The sequence below is a fragment of the Bradyrhizobium zhengyangense genome (genome assembly GCF_022012555.1).
In the GTDB taxonomy this organism is placed as follows: domain Bacteria; phylum Pseudomonadota; class Alphaproteobacteria; order Rhizobiales; family Xanthobacteraceae; genus Bradyrhizobium; species Bradyrhizobium zhengyangense.
The window spans coordinates 120941-139222 of record NZ_JAKLTZ010000012.1 but is presented as its reverse complement, the minus strand read 5'-3'; the positions used below and the strand labels follow the sequence as shown (position 1 = coordinate 139222).

General features: G+C 63.7%; 17 protein-coding genes and 1 pseudogene. 10 read left to right on the top strand and 8 right to left on the bottom strand.

All coding sequences use genetic code 11. The features are described from left to right. Positions 1–96: 96 nt before the first annotated feature. Positions 97–405, top strand: a complete 309-nt coding sequence (locus L6639_RS32670) for a hypothetical protein (protein WP_237865716.1) — start codon at positions 97–99, stop codon at positions 403–405. Positions 406–413: 8 nt separating this feature from the next. Here the strand turns inward: L6639_RS32670 and L6639_RS32665 are convergent, their stop codons facing one another. Beyond that, entirely contained in the window at positions 414–998 is a 585-nt protein-coding gene (locus L6639_RS32665) for a TetR/AcrR family transcriptional regulator (RefSeq protein ID WP_237865715.1), read from the bottom strand. A 660-nt stretch (positions 999–1658) separates the two neighbouring features. Here L6639_RS32665 and L6639_RS32660 point away from each other — a divergent pair. Then, complete coding sequence (locus L6639_RS32660; protein ID WP_237865714.1) at positions 1659–2828, top strand: M20 aminoacylase family protein; 1170 nt, start codon at positions 1659–1661, stop codon at positions 2826–2828. A gap of 24 nt (positions 2829–2852) precedes the next feature. Here L6639_RS32660 and L6639_RS32655 read toward each other — a convergent pair whose 3' ends face one another. Further along, on the bottom strand, positions 2853–4760 hold the full coding sequence (locus tag L6639_RS32655; protein ID WP_237865713.1) for an acyl-CoA synthetase: 1908 nt from the start codon (positions 4758–4760) through the stop codon (positions 2853–2855). 249 nt (positions 4761–5009) lie between these two features. Here L6639_RS32655 and L6639_RS32650 point away from each other — a divergent pair, with 249 nt between their 5' ends. Both L6639_RS32650 and L6639_RS32645 read left to right on the top strand, forming a co-directional pair. After that, positions 5010–6104, top strand: coding sequence for a SecDF P1 head subdomain-containing protein (locus L6639_RS32650; protein WP_237865712.1), 1095 nt, complete (start codon positions 5010–5012; stop codon positions 6102–6104). Between the two features lie 253 nt (positions 6105–6357). Further along, positions 6358–7164: a Crp/Fnr family transcriptional regulator gene (locus L6639_RS32645; RefSeq protein ID WP_237865711.1), complete on the top strand. Its 807-nt coding sequence runs from the start codon at positions 6358–6360 to the stop codon at positions 7162–7164. A gap of 8 nt (positions 7165–7172) precedes the next feature. On the opposite strand, the gene L6639_RS32640 is transcribed toward L6639_RS32645, so the two are convergent. Together L6639_RS32640 and L6639_RS32635 are read right to left on the bottom strand one after the other, a co-directional pair. Further along, positions 7173–7814, bottom strand: coding sequence for a glutathione S-transferase family protein (locus tag L6639_RS32640; RefSeq protein WP_237865710.1), 642 nt, complete (start codon positions 7812–7814; stop codon positions 7173–7175). Positions 7815–7964: 150 nt separating this feature from the next. After that, positions 7965–8514, bottom strand: a pseudogene (locus L6639_RS32635) (cytochrome b). 167 nt (positions 8515–8681) lie between these two features. Here L6639_RS32635 and murI point away from each other — a divergent pair. From murI to L6639_RS32610, 5 genes are all read left to right on the top strand, one after another. Then, positions 8682–9479: a glutamate racemase gene (murI, locus tag L6639_RS32630; RefSeq protein ID WP_237865709.1), complete on the top strand. Its 798-nt coding sequence runs from the start codon at positions 8682–8684 to the stop codon at positions 9477–9479. Between the two features lie 62 nt (positions 9480–9541). Further along, the gene (locus L6639_RS32625) at positions 9542–10315 is read left to right on the top strand and encodes an HpcH/HpaI aldolase family protein (protein WP_237865708.1); all 774 of its coding nucleotides are present in this window, start codon (positions 9542–9544) and stop codon (positions 10313–10315) included. 168 nt (positions 10316–10483) lie between these two features. Further along, the gene (locus L6639_RS32620) at positions 10484–11251 is read left to right on the top strand and encodes an acyltransferase (RefSeq protein ID WP_237865707.1); all 768 of its coding nucleotides are present in this window, start codon (positions 10484–10486) and stop codon (positions 11249–11251) included. A 199-nt stretch (positions 11252–11450) separates the two neighbouring features. Further along, the gene (rpsD, locus tag L6639_RS32615; protein WP_237865706.1) at positions 11451–12068 is read left to right on the top strand and encodes a 30S ribosomal protein S4; all 618 of its coding nucleotides are present in this window, start codon (positions 11451–11453) and stop codon (positions 12066–12068) included. Positions 12069–12157: 89 nt separating this feature from the next. After that, positions 12158–13225: a threonine aldolase family protein gene (locus L6639_RS32610; RefSeq protein ID WP_237865705.1), complete on the top strand. Its 1068-nt coding sequence runs from the start codon at positions 12158–12160 to the stop codon at positions 13223–13225. On the opposite strand, the gene L6639_RS32605 is transcribed toward L6639_RS32610, so the two are convergent. From L6639_RS32605 to grxD, 4 genes are read right to left on the bottom strand one after another with little or no spacing between them, the layout of a single operon-like run. Next, on the bottom strand, positions 13226–14488 hold the full coding sequence (locus L6639_RS32605) for a serine hydrolase domain-containing protein (protein ID WP_237865795.1): 1263 nt from the start codon (positions 14486–14488) through the stop codon (positions 13226–13228). 1 nt (position 14489) lies between these two features. Continuing rightward, entirely contained in the window at positions 14490–15776 is a 1287-nt protein-coding gene (locus L6639_RS32600; protein WP_237865704.1) for a serine hydrolase domain-containing protein, read from the bottom strand. Between the two features lie 45 nt (positions 15777–15821). Further along, a complete protein-coding gene (locus L6639_RS32595; RefSeq protein ID WP_237865703.1) occupies positions 15822–16373 on the bottom strand; it encodes an O-acetyl-ADP-ribose deacetylase in 552 nt (183 codons plus the stop codon). Between the two features lie 3 nt (positions 16374–16376). Beyond that, the gene (gene grxD / locus L6639_RS32590) at positions 16377–16703 is read right to left on the bottom strand and encodes a Grx4 family monothiol glutaredoxin (protein WP_128926634.1); all 327 of its coding nucleotides are present in this window, start codon (positions 16701–16703) and stop codon (positions 16377–16379) included. 240 nt (positions 16704–16943) lie between these two features. Between grxD and egtB the strand changes: the two genes are divergently transcribed. Continuing rightward, complete coding sequence (gene egtB / locus L6639_RS32585; protein ID WP_237865794.1) at positions 16944–18242, top strand: ergothioneine biosynthesis protein EgtB; 1299 nt, start codon at positions 16944–16946, stop codon at positions 18240–18242. Positions 18243–18282 lie beyond the last annotated feature (40 nt).

Sequence of the window (18282 nt, the reverse complement as noted above, 5' to 3'; positions counted from 1 at the left end):
GCCGTTTTCCGAATGACATGAAATTTCTCAATCTGCCGAGCGGATTGGAACAGAGGCTATTCCGTTCCTGTTAGCAGAGTGAAGGAGTAGAGGGTCATGAGTAAGATTCATCACAAGGCAGTCGCGCATCCCCCCATCATCACAGTCGGCGATCTCATCGACGAGCTCTGCCGCCTGCCGGATACCGCAGTCGTCCACTTCCGCTGCCCGACGCTGGATCAGGAACTCACATTCGAGCGGCTTCGAAAGCGATCGAAGGACGACGTCGAGATTGCGATCTCTGTCTATCCGGAGAGTCCGCCGGTCGTGCCGTCGTCCGACGGCGCCTTTCAGCCGCGAAAACACAGTTCGCCGGCGCGCTCGCTTCGCGACGGCGCTATGCTTCAGGGCAAACGGGTCAGCTAAGCCGGAATCTAACCCTTCAAACCGCGCAGCAGCAGCGCAAGGGTCGCGTCCACGCGCGCAGGCAGCTCGGCATCCTTCCACTCGTCGGCATGGGCCGGATGATGGAAGCGGCAGGTCGCGTCGAACAGCGCGCGCGCCGTCGTTTTAACGTCGGTCGCCGCGAACTCGCCCTGCTTCACGCCGTCAGTCAGGATCGCCGCGATCTGGTCGATCATGGTGTCCTTGTGGCACTTGACGGCGGCGCAGGCTTCGCGCGCCAGCGTCAGATAGGTGTCAAACATCTCGGGGTCGTCGAGCACGCGCGAGCGCTTGGCCGCGAACAGGGTGCGCAGCCAGCGATCGAGCCTGTCGGGCGCGGGGCCCTGCTCGTTCGCGATCGCCAGAAGCGGCGCATCAATGCGGTCGAGCCAGCGTTTGGCGACAGCCTCGCGTAGCGAGGCCTTGCTCGGGAAGTGGCGATAGACGCTGCCGTGGCTCACATCGAGCGCACGGGCAACATCGACCACAGTGGCCTTGGCAAGTCCGTAGCGCCGCAACACGTCCTCGGTCACTTCGAGAATCCGCTCCGGCGTCAAAACAACGGCTTCGTTCATGCCAGCACCATGTTCCCGTTTAGGGTCCAGTTACCCGGCGATGGATGCTTACCGAAGCGCCCATACCGGTCGGTTCGGAAAGCTCTCGCCTTAATGAGGCAGTTTTGCAGCCTGCGCCGCGATCTGGCGCGCAACCAGCAAATTGAGCCAATGCCCAATCGTCCCGGTGAGATTGATGATTTCGGTCGTCATTGTCGTAAGTCTCCAATCATTGGCGGTCCCCGTTGTTCAATTTCGACCCTCGATCCCCATTTGCTGGGACGTCGGGCTTCCGGGATGCCGCCAGACGCCCAATCGGAGCGTCCAAGAACGGATATACACGTCTCGCTGACAGATTTCAATATCTGTCAGTCAAAGATCCGTGACTGACAGTTAATGTTTGCTGGTGGCCGCTCACAGTCTCTGGGCCGAGGTGGCCCGCGTCCTCGCGGACCATGATACCTATTCAGCCCCAATCATCCCCTCATTCCCTACCTGCTTGCCGCACCGCTTGTTTCGCCCTCCCCCTCTGCCAAATCACGGCGTACAAAGCATTTTGGCCGGCGCCACACGCTTAGGCCGCCGCCCGCCGCTTGGAACCGCCAGATGATCCGCCGCCACACCAGCCGGTGGGTTACGCGACGCTAACCCGCCCCACGAAGAAGAAACGGACGCAAACCCATGCCCATCGTCAACCGCATCGCCGCCCTCTCCGATGAAATGGCCGCCTGGCGCCATGACTTCCACGAGAACCCGGAGCTGCTTTACGAAGTCCACCGCACGGCCGGCATCGTCGCCGACAAATTGCGGGAATTCGGCTGCGACGAGGTGGTAACGGGCATCGGCCGCACCGGGGTCGTCGGCGTCATCCGTGGCCGCAAGTCCACCTCCGGCAAGGCGATCGGCCTGCGCGCCGACATGGACGCGCTGCCAATCATGGAAACCGCCGATGTGCCCTACGTCTCGAAGATCCCGGGCAAGATGCACGCCTGCGGTCATGACGGCCACACCGCGATGCTGCTCGGCGCGGCAAAGTACCTCGCCGAGACGCGCAATTTCGACGGCACCGCGGTCGTGATCTTCCAGCCCGCCGAGGAAGGCGGCGGCGGCGGCAAGGCCATGGTCGAGGACGGGCTGATGACGCGCTGGAACATCGACCAGGTCTACGGCATGCACAACATGCCGGGTCTCGCCGAAGGCCATTTCGCAACCACGGCGGGCCCGCTGCTCGCCTCCTCCGACAACATCCAGATCACCGTCCGCGGCAAGGGCGGCCATGCCGGCGCCACGCCGCACCAGGCGATCGACAGCGTTCTGATCGGCTCGCAGATCGTGGGCGCGCTGCAATCGATCGTCGCGCGCAACGTCAATCCACTGCAGTCGGCGGTGGTCTCGATCACGCAATTCCACGCCGGCACCGCCTTCAACATCATCCCGGAGACCGCCGAGCTCAGCGGCACCGTGCGCACGCTCGATCCCGAGGTACGCGATCTCGTCGAGCGCCGGATCGGCGAAGTCGCCGACAGCGTCGCCCGGGCCTATGGCGGCTCGGCGGAGACGAAATACACGCGCATGTATCCGGTGACCTTGAACCATGCGCGCGAAGCCGGCGTCGCCGCCGACGTCGCCCGTGACATCGTCGGCGCCGAGCGCGTCAACGACCGCATTGTCCCGATGATGGGGGCGGAGGATTTTTCCTTCATGCTGCAAGAGCGCCCCGGCGCAATGGTGCTGGTGGGCATGGGCGACAGCCCGGCATGCCACCACCCGGCCTACGTCTTCAACGACAACATCCTCGGCCACGGCGCTTCGTTCTGGGTGCGCTTGATTGAGACCGCGATGCCGGCGTAACGCGACTGCGGAGTGGGTGCGACGCTAGGCCTGCACCACCTCGTGCCGCATCACGAACGGCGCGAGTAGCGTATGCACCTCGCCAGCGACGGCCTCACGCTGGTCGGCCGGCAAGCCCGCAAGTGTCACGGTCGCGATCGAGCCGTGGCTGCCATGAGCGCCGACCTTCACCTTGCAGTCGATGCCGCGCTCGGTGAGCGGCATCAGCACCTTGGTGAACACGCGCTGCGCCGCATCCCAGCGCAGCTGTGGCTTGAAGACCTTGCCGACGCCGGTCACCGGCATCGGGTCGATCGGGATGACTTGCACCGGCACGGCGGCGCGCTCCGGCGTGCGCTCACGCACCCACGCTTCGAGCTCGCCCGGCTCGACTGACGCGCCGGGCTTCAACTGGACATAGCCGACCGGCAGCTCGCCGGCGTAAGCGTCGGGCTGGCCGACCACCGCGGCAAACCCCACGGCTGGATGGCGGAACATGATCTCCTCGATCGGGGCCGGATCGATGTTGTGGCCACCGCGGATCACGAGGTCCTTGGCGCGACCGGTGATCCAGAGATAGCCATCGGCGTCCAACCGGCCGAGATCGCCGGAATTGACCCAGACCTTGTCGACGAAGGCACCCTTGTTGTGGGCATCATTGAGATAGCCGCCGAACACGCCGGGCCCGGCCATGATGACGACGCCGATCTCGTCCACCTTGCAGTCGCGGATCAGATTGCCGTCGGCATCCAGTTGCACGATGCGCACGCGTGCGTAAGGCATGGGAAGACCGACCGAGCCGAGCCGGATCGGACGTGAAGGATAAGCCAGCGTATGCACGCTCGAGGTCTCGGTCATGCCGTAGACCTCGACCACCGGCAGCTTGAGCTTGTCCTGGATCGCCGAGCCGACGGCAACCGGAATCGCGGAGCCACCGCCGGCAGCGTATTTCAGGCTTGAGATATCGGCATGGCCCGGCGGCACCGCGAGCGTTGCGGCAAGCACCGTCGGCACGCTCGATAATGCCTCGACCTTGAAGCGCTCGACCAGGCCCCAGATGTTCTTCACAGCGTTCGGATTGCGCCAGCCGCTCGGCGACAGCACGACCAACGAGCCGCCGGCAGACAGTGTCGCCAGGACCTGCGTCAGCGAGCCGCCGACATGAAACAGCGGCATGCCGAACAGCATGTTCGCGCCGGGCTTCGCCTTCAGCAGCAGGTTGAGCGCCCAGGCCTGATAGACTTGGTTGGTGTGGGTATGCCGCACAAGCTTTGGCGTGCCGGTCGTGCCGCCGGTATGGAAATAGGCCGCGATGTCGCTGCCGAGAATCTTGCGCCCGCTGACAAGCCGGTCCGCCGGCTGCTGCTTGATCAGATCGTTGAACGCGAAGATGCCCTTCTCAGGATCGCCGCCACCAGCCACCTGCACGATCGCCTTTAGGTGCCTGAGTGAGGGGCGGATCTGCTCGACCTTCTGCCAGATGTCGGTGCCCGGCATCGGCCCGAGCGCCACCAGGATCTTCGTGCTCGCCGCTTCCAGGATCTCCGCAATCTGATGCGGCTCGAGCAGCGGGTTGACGGGATTGGCGATGCCGGCGGCCTCGGCCCCGAACAGCGTCACGAAGGCATCGGGCAGCAGCGGCAACATGAACGAGATGACGTCTCCCTTCTCGGCGCCGAGCGCGTGAAACATGTTGGCCGCCTGCGTGACGCGCGCAATGAAGTCACGATAGGTGACCACAACAGGCGTGTCGGCGGGATCGGCATTTTGCAGAAACTGGATCACCGCGCCGTCGGGGTTGCGCGCGGCCCCAAGCCTGATGGCGTCATAGGTGCTCTCGGCCGCGACCCGGTCGGCGTACGGGACCTGCTCGAAGGCCCGGACCTCCTCGTCCGTCAAAAGCCCCGGATACTCATTGCCGATGAGCCGATCGAGCGCGTGAATGCCCGCCATGGAATTCCGTCCTCCCTCAGATCCAGTCCCTCGCCGCCTGTCTTTTGACATTTGGTGCGGCGGGGGCCTCGGCCGATTGGCCGGCCGAGCGGAACCAGAATGATGGATGATTTGGCGTTCGTCCATTGCCTACCGGCTGCGGCGATAAACCTCGCCCGACGGGCTTTTGAACCTCTCCGCCCGATCCGGGTACCAAGAACTGGCATTGGGCTCATCTGCCAGCGTCCTGCCGCAAGACGTGAGGTGATCATGACTACACCCCGGCGGGACCGCACCAGAGGACTGATCCTTGCGTTCGCCATGACGTCGGTGATCTCCGCGTCGGCGATCGTCCTGCCGCGCGCCGCACTCGCCGATGACCAGTTCGACAAGATGCGCGCCAAGATCGCGGCCTTCGTCGGCGACAAGATGGAGAAGTTGGGCGGATCACGCATCATCTACAAGGTCGACAGCGAGGGCTTGCGCGACAGCGTGGTCACGGACCTGCGCGACGACGTCTACAAGGTCTTGCACGACGGCCATATCGCCTTCTCCAATCTTGCGATCCGCGACGGCGGCGTCGATGTGAAGATCGCCGACGCCAAGGCACGCGATCAGCTCGCGCGCAAGCTCGCCGCAGCCGCGGAAGGCGTGCCGTCGCACGCAGTTTCCGTGACCGATGGCGGCGACGGAGCTGTCCGGCTCGCGCCGACCGATGCAGCATCCAAGGCACGGCTGACCGAGCTGGTCGGCGATTCCATCGCGATGATCGAGCAGCGTCTCAAGGATGCTGGCATCAAACTTGTCAGCGCCGTCCCTGACGGGCCTGATCGTATTCGCATCTTCCTGCCCGGCGTCACCGATCCCGAGCGCGTCACCGCGATCTTCGCCCGGAGGGTCAAGGTCAGCCTCCGCCAGGTCGATGTTTCGATGCCAGCAGAGCTGGCGCAATCCGGAAAGCCGCCCGAGGGCACGGAAGTCTTGCTCGGGTTCAAGGACAAGCGGCCCTACCTGGTCGCCAAGGAGAGCGCGCTCGACGGGGAGGATGTCAGCGATGCGGCGCCTAGCTTCGCGCCCGGCACGAAGGATCCGGTCGTCTCCTTCCGCTTCAACGGACGCGGCACGCGACGTTTCGCCCATCTCACTGAAGAGAATATCGGCAAGCCCATCGCCATCGCGCTCGACGACACGGTGATCTCGGCCCCCGTGATCCGCGAGCCCATTACCGGCGGCTCGGTCCAGATCTCGGGCAATTTCACCCTGGAGGAGGCCAACAGTATCGCCATGCAGCTGCGTGCCGGTTCGCTGCCCGGGCACCTGACCTTCGTCGAGCAGCAGGTCATCCAGCCTGCCGTCAAGCCGTAGGCCCACCGGCTGACCTTTTTGGCGCGGAGCGCCACTTCCGGACGCTGAAGTCCACCGGCCGTCCCCCGAATCACGGGGCGGCCGGAGACCATGCGCGCAACGAACGGGCAATTGCCGAAACGACGGTTCGGGCTAAAATTTGCCTGTTGCGGAACGGCGACCGAAGGTTTCATTCAAGCGGTCGTCATTCGATTTCGGCTATACGTGTCGAGCCTACCGCCCAGGACTGAAGGCCTTACGCAGGGATAGTACCATGCCGTCCGGCAGCGCAGACATCTCCTCGATCCTTGACCGCATTCTCGATGCGGCCACGGACAATCTCAGGATCGCGAAGATCCTGGTCCAGATGGGCCTTGACCCCAACAACGTCACCTGGGACGCGATCTTCAACCGGCTGCTGGAGATCTTCGTCCACAACATCACGCTGGCCAATTTGTTCGCTACGATCGGCGCCGGCTTCTTCGTCGCCACTCTCCTGATGCGGACGATGGTGCCCTTGCGCGTCGCCAACATGATCGGCTGCGCGTTCTTCGCCATCTTCGGCGCGCTCTCCGCCAACGTCTCGACGTTCCTGCTCTATCTCTTGATGCTTCCGATCAACGCACTTCGGCTGCGGCAGATGCTCAAGCTGGTCAAGAAGGCGCGCCATGCCGCCGAAGGCGACATGTCGATCGAGTGGCTCAAGCCGTTCATGACCGAGCGCAAATATCGCCGCGGCGACACCCTGTTCAAACTTGGCGATTCGGCCCAGGAGATGCTCCTCACCGTCACCGGCAAGTTCCTGGTCAAGGAGATCGGCGTCGAGATCGGGCCCGGGGCGCTGATGGGGGAGCTCGGTTTCCTCACGCCCGACAACCGCCGCACCGGAACGATCGAATGCATCGAAGACGGCCAGGTGCTCACGATCACCTATGACCGCCTACTCGAGATCTACTTCCAGGACCCGCAGTTCGGCTATTATTTCCTGGTGCTGACCAGCCAGCGCCTGCTGCAGAACATCGATCGCCTGCAGAAGCAGCTGGCGGCAGCGCGGTCGGCGACCACGAACAAGATCGCCTGATCGTCCGCTCAGCTGAGCAGCAGCGCCATGCCCGGATCGCCCTTCTCCATCGCGCGACGGTAGGCCGGACGCGCACTGACGCGGCCGAGATATTTGACCACGTTCGGACAGCGCTGGAGATCATAGGGCTGGAAATAGCGCATCGTGGTGAGCGTGAAGACGGTCATGATATCGGCCGTGGTGAAGGCGCTGCCTGCCAGATATTCGGCATCACGTACACGCGCATCGACAAGGTCGAAGGCACGGTCGACGCGCGCCCTGATGGCAACCAGCAGCGGATTGTCGTCCGTGAGCTTGAGCCGGTTCAGCAGCATCAGCCGGCCCATGCCGGCCTGCAAGGTGCCGTTGGCGAAGTGAAACCAGTAGAGGAATTGCGCGAAGTCGGGATCGTCAGTGCGGAGCACGAGCCGGCGATTGCCGTATTTGGCAATGATGTAGTCGACGATGGCGCCTGATTCGGCCAGCACCAGATCGCCGTCGGCGATGACGGGCGCAGCACCGATCGGATGCAACGCCTTGTAGTCCGGCGGGGCCAACATGGTGACGGAATCGCGCGCATAGCGCTTCAGCTCATAGGGAATCCCGAGCTCCTCGCAGAGCCAGACGATGCGTTCGGATTGCGATTTGCCGAGATGATAGACGGTGAGCATAGTGTCTCCTTACGGGCGAAGCTGGACCAGTGGCGTCGCTGCATCCTAACCCGTCATTGCGAGCGCAGCGAAGCAATCCAGACTGCCCCCGCGGAAAAGACTCTGGATTGCTTCGCTGCGCTCGCAATGACGATGCGGAGAGAGCGTCCTCTACCGCGCCTCGTCCGTCACCATGCGCGCCACGACGCGGTCGCGGCGGATGAAGTGATGCCAGAGGGCGGCGATGACGTGGATCACAATCAGCGCCAGCAGCACATAGGCAAAGAGGATATGCCGATCCTCATAGGCGCCGGCTGCCGCTTTGTCCGGAGAGGTAAATTGCGGCACGTTGAACAGGCCAAAGAAGTCGGAGTAGTTGGGCGAGCGCTCCCGAGTGCGCCCAGCCCAGCATCGCGACCAGGATCACCACGAGATAGAGCGCGCCGTGGCTGGCGCGGGCCGCGATCCTCTGCCAGCGCAAGGACTTCGTCGGCAGCGCCGGCGTCGGGTTGATGGCGCGCCAGGCGAGGCGCAGCACGGTGAGCAGCAGGATCACATAGCCGATATCGGCATGGATCGAGCGGTAGTAGAACTTGTCGGCCCGCGCCGGGATGTGATTCATCCACCAGCCGAAGCCGATCATGCCGATGATCGCCAGCGCCAAGCCCCAGTGAAACCACCGGGCAACGCTCCCCCAGCCGTCTTCCGTGTTTCTGATCATGCCAGCTCCCGAAAATATGCGGATGTCCCAACCGCAGCGCAGCACGGCTGATAGCGGGAACAGGCGGCAAACACGAAATTGAATCGCTCCAAACTGGGCGCAGGCCGCCCCCGCCGCAAAACCGCCCCAAAAACCGAATGGTAACCATGAGGTCTTAGGGTAGCGACGTGACCAATTCCCCGACGATCCTGGTATTCGATTCCGGTCTTGGCGGCCTCACCGTGCTGCGTGAGGTCGTGGCCGCGCGCCCGGATGCGCATTATACCTACGTCGCCGACGACGCCTTCTTCCCCTACGGACATCACAGCGAGGACGAAATCATCGCCCGCGTCGTGCCGTTGATGGGGGAGCTGCTCGGCACCCATGATCCTGATCTCGTTGTCATCGCCTGCAATACGGCCTCTACCCTGGTCCTATCGCATTTGCGGGCCGCTTATTCCGTGCCCTTCGTCGGCACGGTGCCGGCGATCAAGCCGGCCTGCGCCCGCTCGAAGACCCGCCGGGTCTCTGTGCTCGGCACCAAGGGCACGGTGAAGCGCGAATACACCAAGGCGCTGATCCGCGATTTCGCGCAAGGCTGCGAGGTCACGCTGGTCGGCTCGCCCGAGCTGGCCTCGCTTGCGGAGCGTGAACTCAGCGGCCAGGCGATCAGCGACGGCGACATCCTCACTGAGCTCACCCCCTGTTTCGTCGGCGATGCCGCGGACGCAGGCGCACGCACCGACACGGTGGTGCTTGCCTGCACGCATTATCCGCTGCTGCTCGACCGGATGAAGAAGCTCGCGCCCTGGCCGGTGGACTGGATCGACCCGGCGCCGGCGATCGCTCGCCGCGTTTCCGACCTGCTGGGTGCGCCGAGCAGCAGCATCGCGCTATCAGGCGCCGAGATGATTTTCACATCGAACCGCGTGCATGGCCTTTCCGCCACGCTGACGCCATTCTTCGGCGGGCGCGCAGTCGCCTGACTTTTCGCGGACACGGCGCACTGCTAGGCTTCGCGCATCGTCATCTCGCGCAAGGTCATCCCATGTCGGTCCCCGCAAAGCCACTCAATCGCCTCCGCCAGCTGTGGAGCGAGGGGCGCCCCGCCTTCGGCGCGATCGCGACGATCCCGAGTGTGCAGACCGTGCAGATCATGGCGCGCTCGCTGGACTGGATCATCGTCGATCTCGAGCACGGGCCGATCGGGCTCACCGAAGCGCATGCGATGATCGCCGCCACCACAGGCACGCCGTGCACGCCCCTGGTACGGATCGCTGCGAACGAGCCGTGGCTTGCAAAAGCACCGATGGATATCGGCGCCTTCGGCATCAACTTTCCGATGATCACCAATCGGGACGATGCCGAGAAAGCGGTGCGCAGCGTGCGCTATCCGCCGCGCGGCGACCGGCTCTGGGGACCGTTCCACGCGCCGTTCCGCTGGGGCCAGTCGATGCCTGACTACATGGCATCGGCCGACGATGAGATGATCTGCATGATCACCATCGAACATGTCGATGCCGTCAACCGCATCGACGAGATCATGGCGACCCCGGGCATCGACGTTGCCGTCATCGGCCCCGGCGATCTCGCCACGTCCATCAACAAGCGCGGCCGGATGGACGATCCGGAATTGCTGGCGCTGATCGCACGGGCCGAGGCCGGGATTCTCAAAAGCGGCGTGCCGATCGGCGGCGTGGCGCGCACCGCCGACCAGGCCAACCAGCTCATTGACCGCGGCTACCGCGCGATCGCGCTCGGGTTCGACTGGTCGCTGTTCCAGCGCGGCATCACGGCGGCATTCGACGGGATCAGGCGCTGAACCGCCTGCCGCTTTGCCGAGCCCCCTGGAGAGCGGTCGCCCCAGGCGGAACAATGCTCAATAAATGCTCATTCTCGCCTTCGGAGGGCGCGGCGTGCTAGAGCAGGCGGCGAGCGGGAGCCCCTCGCCGTCAGTCCCATATCTGAGTCCGCCGGAACCGAAAGAACGATGCGCGGTCAACCCAAGAACATTTCCCTGCCGCGTCGCCTGATTATCGACCTGATGCACGCCTCGATGGGCGTGCCCTTCGTGTCACTCTCCCGTTCGCTCAATATCCGCCCCCTGTTGGAGGCCCGCGCTGGCGCAATGGCGCCGGCCGGCTGGGCAGCCATGCTCGTCAAGGCGTTTGCCCTGGTGGCAAAAGATGAGCCGGTGCTGCGCACCGTCTACGCCAAATGGCCCTGGCCGACGCTCTACGAGCTCCCCAATAGCGTTGCGTCGGTGGCGATCGCTCGGCTCGAGAATGGCGAGGAATGCGTCATGCCGCAGCGGATCGCAGCCCCGGAGGCGATGGCGCTGGCCGCGGTCGATATGGAGATCCGGCGCGCCAAAACGGCCGCAGTCGCGGACGTCCCCATGTTCCGCAAGGTCATGCGGGTCACCCGGTTACCGCTGCCGCTGCGGCGCCTGTTCTGGGCGGTGGGCCTGAATTTCGGCCGGCAGCGCGGTAATTGGTTCGGCAGCTTCGCAGTGAGCTCGGTGGCCGCCTATGGCGGCGGCGAGCTCCACCCCATCACGCCCGGCCCGTTCATCGTCAGCTACGGCCTTGTCGAGCCGGGCCAAACCATCCATGTCGTGATCCGCTGGGACCACCGGGTCACGGACGCTGCCCCCATCGCTCGGGTCCTGACCCGGCTGGAACAGGTCCTGAACACTGAAATTGCTGCCGAATTGCGCTCGGCCGGCGCCAAGCCGATCCGGGCCGTCGGGACCTGATTCCGGGGCCATTCGCATTGACAGCGAACCCCAAACTCCCCTAAAAGCCACCTGCTCGCGGGCCGATTTCGGCCCGCGAAGCGTTTCGCGACCCGTGGTCCAGTCCCTTAAGCTTTGGGGATCGGACCTGTCGGTGCCGGGATTTCCCCGTCACACAGGAGGGCGCGTTTCCTCAAACCATGCAACCGAAGAGGACGCGATGACTAAGCGCAGTGAGGCGAAGTACAAGATCGATCGCCGTATGGGCCAGAACATCTGGGGCCGCCCGAAGAGCCCCGTGAACCGCCGCGAATACGGCCCCGGCCAGCACGGCCAGCGCCGCAAGGGCAAGCTCTCGGACTTCGGCGTGCAGCTGCGCGCCAAGCAGAAGCTGAAGGGCTACTACGCCAACATCAGCGAGCGTCAGTTCCATGGCATTTACGTCGAGGCCAGCCGCCTCAAGGGTGACACCGGCGAGAACCTGATCGGCCTGCTGGAGCGTCGTCTCGACGCGGTCGTGTACCGCGCCAAGTTCGTCTCGACGATCTTCGCGGCCCGCCAGTTCATCAACCACGGCCACGTCAAGGTGAACGGCCGCAAGGTCAACATCTCGAGCTACCAGGTCAAGGTCGGCGACGTCGTCGAGGTCAAGGAAGCCTCCAAGCAGCTCGCCCACGTTCTCGAAGCCAGCCAGCTCCCCGAGCGTGACACCCCCGACTATCTCGAAGTCGACCACGGCAAGATGACCGCCAAGTATGTGCGCATCCCCGGCCTCTCCGACGTGCCGTTCCCGGTGCAGATGGAGCCCCATCTGGTCGTCGAATTCTATTCGCGCTAAGATCTGAATATCGAAAGGCCCCGGTTCGCCGGGGCCTTTTTGCTTAAGAGCCACACTTCAGTGGCCGCAATGCTTTGAGGAGCCGTCGCATGCTCTACACCCCTCCCCCCATCGATCCCAAGGCGCCGCCGGTGCGCATCAATCTGCTCTCGGACACGCAGACCAAACCGACGGCTGCGATGCGCGAGGCGATGGCGCGGGCCGAAGTGGGCGACGAGCAGGTCGGCGATGATCCGACCGTGAATGCGCTGTGCGAGCGCGTTGCCGCGCTGATGGGCAAGGAAGCCGCGGTCTACATGCCGTCGGGCACGATGTGCAACGTCACCGCGACGCTGGTGCATTGCCGTCCCGGCGACGAGATTCTCGCGCACGAGACCGCGCACATCATCGCCCGCGAAGGCGGTGCGCATGCCGCGATCGGCGGCTTCCAGGTGACGCAGCTCAAGGGGCCCGACGGCCAGTTCACGCCGGATACGTTCCGGAATGCGCTGCATCCGCGCACGCGCTACCAGCCGCCACAGACCGTCGTCAGCGTCGAGCAGACCGCCAATATCGGCGGCGGCACGATCTGGAAGAAGGCCGCGCTCGACGAGATCGTCGCGATCGCCAAACAACATGGCCTCGTCACGCATATGGACGGCGCGCGCCTGCTGAACGCGACGGTCGCAAGCGGCATCTCGCCGCGCGACATGACCGCGGGCTGGGATTCGGCCTGGATCGACTTCTCCAAGGGCCTGGGCGCACCGATCGGCGGCGTGCTCGCCGGCACCCGTGCCTTCATCGATGCGGTCTGGCAGTGGAAGCAGCGCCTCGGCGGCTCGATGCGGCAGGCCGGAATCTGCGCGGCCGCCTGCATCTATGCGCTCGACCATCATGTCGAGCGCCTTGCCGACGACCACGCCAATGCGCGCGCGCTCGCCCGCGGCCTGTCGCAGATCGCAGGCATCGAGGTGCAGGAGCCCGAGACCAACCTCGTGTTCTTCAAGCCCGACGGCGCCGGCGTGCCCGGCGACAAGATGGTCGCGGCCTTGCGCCAGCGCGGCGTGACGCTCGCGATAATGGACGGCCGCATCCGCGCCTGCACCCATCTCGACGTCAATGCTGCCCAGGTCGAGGAGACCATCGGCTATGTCAGAGAGATCGTGCGCGGGGCGTAATCAGCGTCCCATCGCCTGATAAATCAGCGTCTTCAACCCCAGTTGAATCCGACCGCGCTGCGACGGCGTCTGCACCATGAAGATCCCGAACAGATCGTCTTCGGGATCGATGAAGAAGAAGGTGCCGCCGACGCCGTCCCAGCGATATTCGCCAAGCGGCCATGACGTGCCCGCCGGAACCGATATGCGCACCGCGAAGCCGAGGCCGTATCCGCTGGTCGCGCCCGGATAAAAGTTCTTGTCACGCTCGACATGGGTTGCTGGACCGACATGGTCCGACGCCATCAAGGCGATGGTTTCCGGCTTGAGATAGCGCCGGCCATCGAGCGTGCCGCCGTTGAGCAGCATCTGCGAGAAGCGCGCATAGTCGCCGACGGTGCCGACGAGGCCGCCGCCGCCCGACTCCCACCGCAGCGGTTTCCTGATATCGCGCACCTTGGCCATCGGGCTGAGCGCGCGATCCTCCGGCATCGGCTCGGCAATGCGCGGCCACTTGGCGGGATCGGCGACATAGAACGCGGTGTCCTTCATCCCGAGCGGATCAAGCAATCGCTCCTTCGCGAACGCGAACAGCGATTTCCCGGATATCACCTCGATGATGCGGCCGAGCACGTCGATCGAGAGGCCGTAGTCCCAGATCGTGCCGGGCTGTTCGGCGAGCGGCAGCGTGGCGATCTTCGCCACCAGTTCGGCATTGTTCAAAGCCTTGTTGTCGAACAGACCGGCGTCGGCATAGAGCTTGTTCACCAGGTCTCCGCCATAATAGCCGTAAGGAATCCCGGAGGTATGGCGCATCAAATCCTCGATCGTCACAGGACGATTGAGCGGCTCCAGCTCGAGCGAGACCCTGTCGTCCTCGGCTTTCTTCTCGACGCCGACCTTCATGCCCGCAAAGGCCGGAATGTATTTCGAGACGGGCTCGTCGAGGGCGAGCTTGCCTTCCTCGACCAGCATCATCGCCAGGACCGACGTGACCGGCTTCGACATCGAATAGAGCCGGAAGATCGTGTCCGCGCTCATCGAGATCTCGGTCGCGACGTCACGGACGCCGAAATTCTCGTAATAGACCGGCTTGCCGTGCTGCTGAAGCAGGAGGATCGCGCCGGGAATCCTGCCGGTCGCGATCTCGTTCCTGATGTAGTCGGAGACTTTGGCGAGGCCCTCGGTCGAGAAGCTGTGCGCGCGGCCCTCAGAGCCTGCTTGCGCACCGACCACACCGAACAAGAGAACGAGCGCCGCGAGGAGCGCGCGGCGCCCGAATATGTCAGTTCTCCATGGCTTCATAGACCAGTTGCTTCAATGTCCGTTGGACGCGCTGCCGCTCGGTCGGGGTCTGCTCCAGCAGCACGAAGAACATGTCCTGCTTGCGGTCGATCACCAAATAGCAACCGCTGGCGCCGTCCCACTTCAATTCCCCGAGATCGCCGGGAGGCGGCGGTTTGGCATTACCGGGATCGGTACGCACGGCAAACCCAAGTCCCATGCCAAAACCGTCACCGGGAAAATAGAAGTAGTCCCGCTCAACGCCGGAGCCCGGGCCGATCTGGTCGGTCGCCATCAGCTTGAACGTTTCGGGTTTGAGAATGGTCTTGCCGTCGAGACTGCCGCCGTTGAGCAGCATCTGCGCAAAGCGCTCATAATCGGCCATGGTCGAAACCATGCCGCCGCTGGCGGATTCCCACTTCTGGCGAACCTCAGTCCTGTACTGGCGGCCGACCCGGAAATCGCTGTCGTTCGGCAGCGGCTGGGCGAGCCGTTTCAGTCTCTCCGGTTCGGTAACGAAGAAGCCTGTATCGGTCATACCGAGCGGATCGAGCAGCTTTTCCTTCTCGATTTCGAACAATGTCTTTCCGGACACGATCTCCATGATCCGCGCCAGAATGTCGGTGGAATGGCCGTACTGCCAGAGCGCGCCGGGTTGGTTGTGCAGCGGCAGCTTGGCGATCCGCTCGGCGAACTCGGCGAGATCGAATTCGCCCGCGTAGATGTTGGCGTCGCGATAGGCCTTGCGAACCAGACTGTCGCCGTAGAAGCCGTAGGTGATCCCGGAGGTATGGCGCATCAAATCGAGAATGGTGATGGGCCGGGCCAGCGGTACCAGCTCGAGCGTCTTGGTGCCGTCCTCGGCCTTCTTTTCCTCACCGACCTTCACATTTGCGAAGGAGGGAATGTATTTCGAAACGGGATCGTCGAGCTTGAACTTTCCGTCCTGGATCAGTTGCATCGCCACAACGGAGGTGATCGTTTTGGTTAGCGACGACAGGCGGAAGATCGTCTTGTCGGTGATCGGCGCCTTGCTGACCACGTCCTGGACGCCGAAGGCTTCGTGATAGACAGGCTTGCCGTGCTGCTGGATCAGCACGGTCGCGCCGGCGATCTTGCCGGTCGCGACCTCGTTCTTGAAGAACTCGGTCACCTTGGCGAGCTTGTCCGGATTGAAATGCGCGCCGGCCGGGATCTCGTAGGTGCCCTCCGCGCGCGCAAGGGACATTGCGCCAAGCGAGACAAGCGCGCCGCAGACCAACGCAAATCGTGCAAAATGTGAAATCATATCCCCTCCCCGGAACATGGCTGGTGGAGTGTACTGACCGCGTTGTCAGGCACAAGGGCTGCCGTGCCGTGCCAAAACGTCCGTGTGGAGCGCGGCGCTCGTCTCCGAAAAACAACAGAATATGACTTGGCCCACCAATGGCGCGGCCGGCAAGGCTTCAATGGTCGTATCGATCGCAATCTTCGCGGCCCGCCCGCCAGGAAAGCGGAAAATACCGGTCGAAATCGCGGGGAATGCCACCGAGGACAGCTTGTGCTTCCCGCACAGTTCCATCGAGCGACGATAGCAGGAGGTGAGCAGATCGTCCTCACCCTGCGTACCGCCGTTCCAGACCGGTCCAACGGTGTGGATCACGTGCGCGGCCTTGAGGCGGTAGCCTTTGGTGATCTTCGCATCGCCCGTCTTGCAGCCGTGGAGCATGCGGCATTCGGCGACCAGATCGGGCCCGGCCGCGCGATGGATCGCACCGTCGACGCCGCCTCCACCAAGAAGAGATGAGTTGGCGGCGTTGACGATGGCGTCAACGCCGAGGCTGGTGATGTCAGCGACGATGATTTCGAGCTGCACGCCGCCGATCCGACGCGTCAGCACTGTCACGGATCAAGCCGCGACGACGACGCCCTTCTCGGAGAAGAGCTGCTGCAATTCGCCGGCCTGGAACATCTCGCGCACGATGTCGCAGCCGCCGATGAACTCGCCCTTCACATAAAGCTGCGGGATCGTCGGCCAGTTCGAATATTCCTTGATACCGTTACGGAGCTCGGCGGATTCGAGCACGTTGAGGCCCTTATAGCCGACGCCGACGTGGTCGAGGATCTGCACGACCTGGCCGGAGAAACCGCACTGCGGAAATTGCGGCGTCCCCTTCATGAACAGAACCACGTCGTTCGACTTCACTTCGTTGTCGATGAATTCCGCGATGCTCATATCCGTGTCCTTCTGGGGCAGAGCCCTCACCTATCAATCCGGGCCGGCTCAGCCGATTTAACCCGATACCTGCCTATATATGTAGCCCAAACCGTTGTGCATCCAAAGTAAAATGGCGGCGAATGGTCCCCGGATATCAGGTCCGGGCGGCCCCGGCGCCATTGCATGATGACACGAATATCATCACCGGGGAGGACTTTCATACCGTAACGGAGCGCCTATCTAGGACGAACCTTGGTTTTGGAACCCGGTCTCGCCAACAACGTTCTCTTGTCCTGTCTGGAGAAAAACGTGACGAAACAAGCCTCCGCTATGGCCGATCAGCCGCTTTCGTCACCATCGGCCGCCTCTGGCGGCCTCGCACAGGCGCTGGAGAGTGCGTTTCTGGCCGTCCGTACCGAGACTGAGCGGCGGGCCGCGCCGCTGTCGCCCGAGGACCAGCAGATCCAGTCCATGCCGGACGCGAGCCCGGCGAAATGGCATCGGGCCCATACCACCTGGTTCTGGGAGCAGTTTCTGCTCGGCGAGCACGCCCCTAGCTACCGCCCCTTCCACCCCGACTTCGCCTTCCTGTTCAATTCCTATTACGTCAGCGCCGGCCCCCGCCACGCCCGCAATCATCGCGGCGACATCACGCGGCCCAGCGCCACCGAGGTCGGCGCCTATCGCAGCCATGTCGATGCCGCCGTCGTCAAATTCTTCCGCGCGGCCGGCGACGACAAGCTCCGCGAAATCGCGCCGCTGGTCGAGGTCGGGCTGAACCATGAGCAGCAGCATCAGGAGTTGATGTACACCGACATCCTGCACGCCTTCGCGCAGAACCCCGTCTATCCGGCTTACGACAAGGAGTGGCGCTTTCCGGCCGCGACGCGCGCAGGCGAGGACTGGCTGACGCTCAACGAAGGCATTCACACCGTCGGCCATGTCGACGACACCTTTCATTTCGACAACGAGAAGCCCGCGCATCGTGCGCTCGTCGGTCCGGTCAGAATCGCGCGCAATCTCGTCACCAACAGCGAATGGCTCGCCTTCATGCGTGACGGCGGCTATCGGCATGCGACGTTGTGGCTGATGGATGGCTTCGCCGCGGCCAGCAAGGAAGACTGGCAGGCTCCGGGCCATTGGCGCGAGATCGACGGGCAGTGGCATGTGATGACGCTTGCCGGCGTCAAGCCGGTCGATCCCGACGCGCCGGTCTGCCACATCAGCTATTACGAGGCCGATGCGTTTGCGCGCTGGGCCGGAAAGCATCTGCCGACCGAGATGGAATGGGAGGTCGCGGCGCGCACCAAGCAGCTCAACGACGCCTTCGGCATCGTCTGGCAATGGACGCGTTCGTCGTATTCCCCCTACCCCGGCTACCGCGCCGTCGAAGGCGCGCTCGGCGAATACAACGGCAAGTTCATGGTCAACCAGCTGGTGCTGCGTGGCTCCTCGCTGGCGACACCCGACGGTCACAGCCGCGTCACATATCGCAACTTCTTCTATCCGCATCACCGCTGGCAGTTCACGGGGTTGCGGCTAGCCGACTATTTCTAGTTCTCATCCGAGGAAATACGCGCCGGACAGCGCGTTCAGG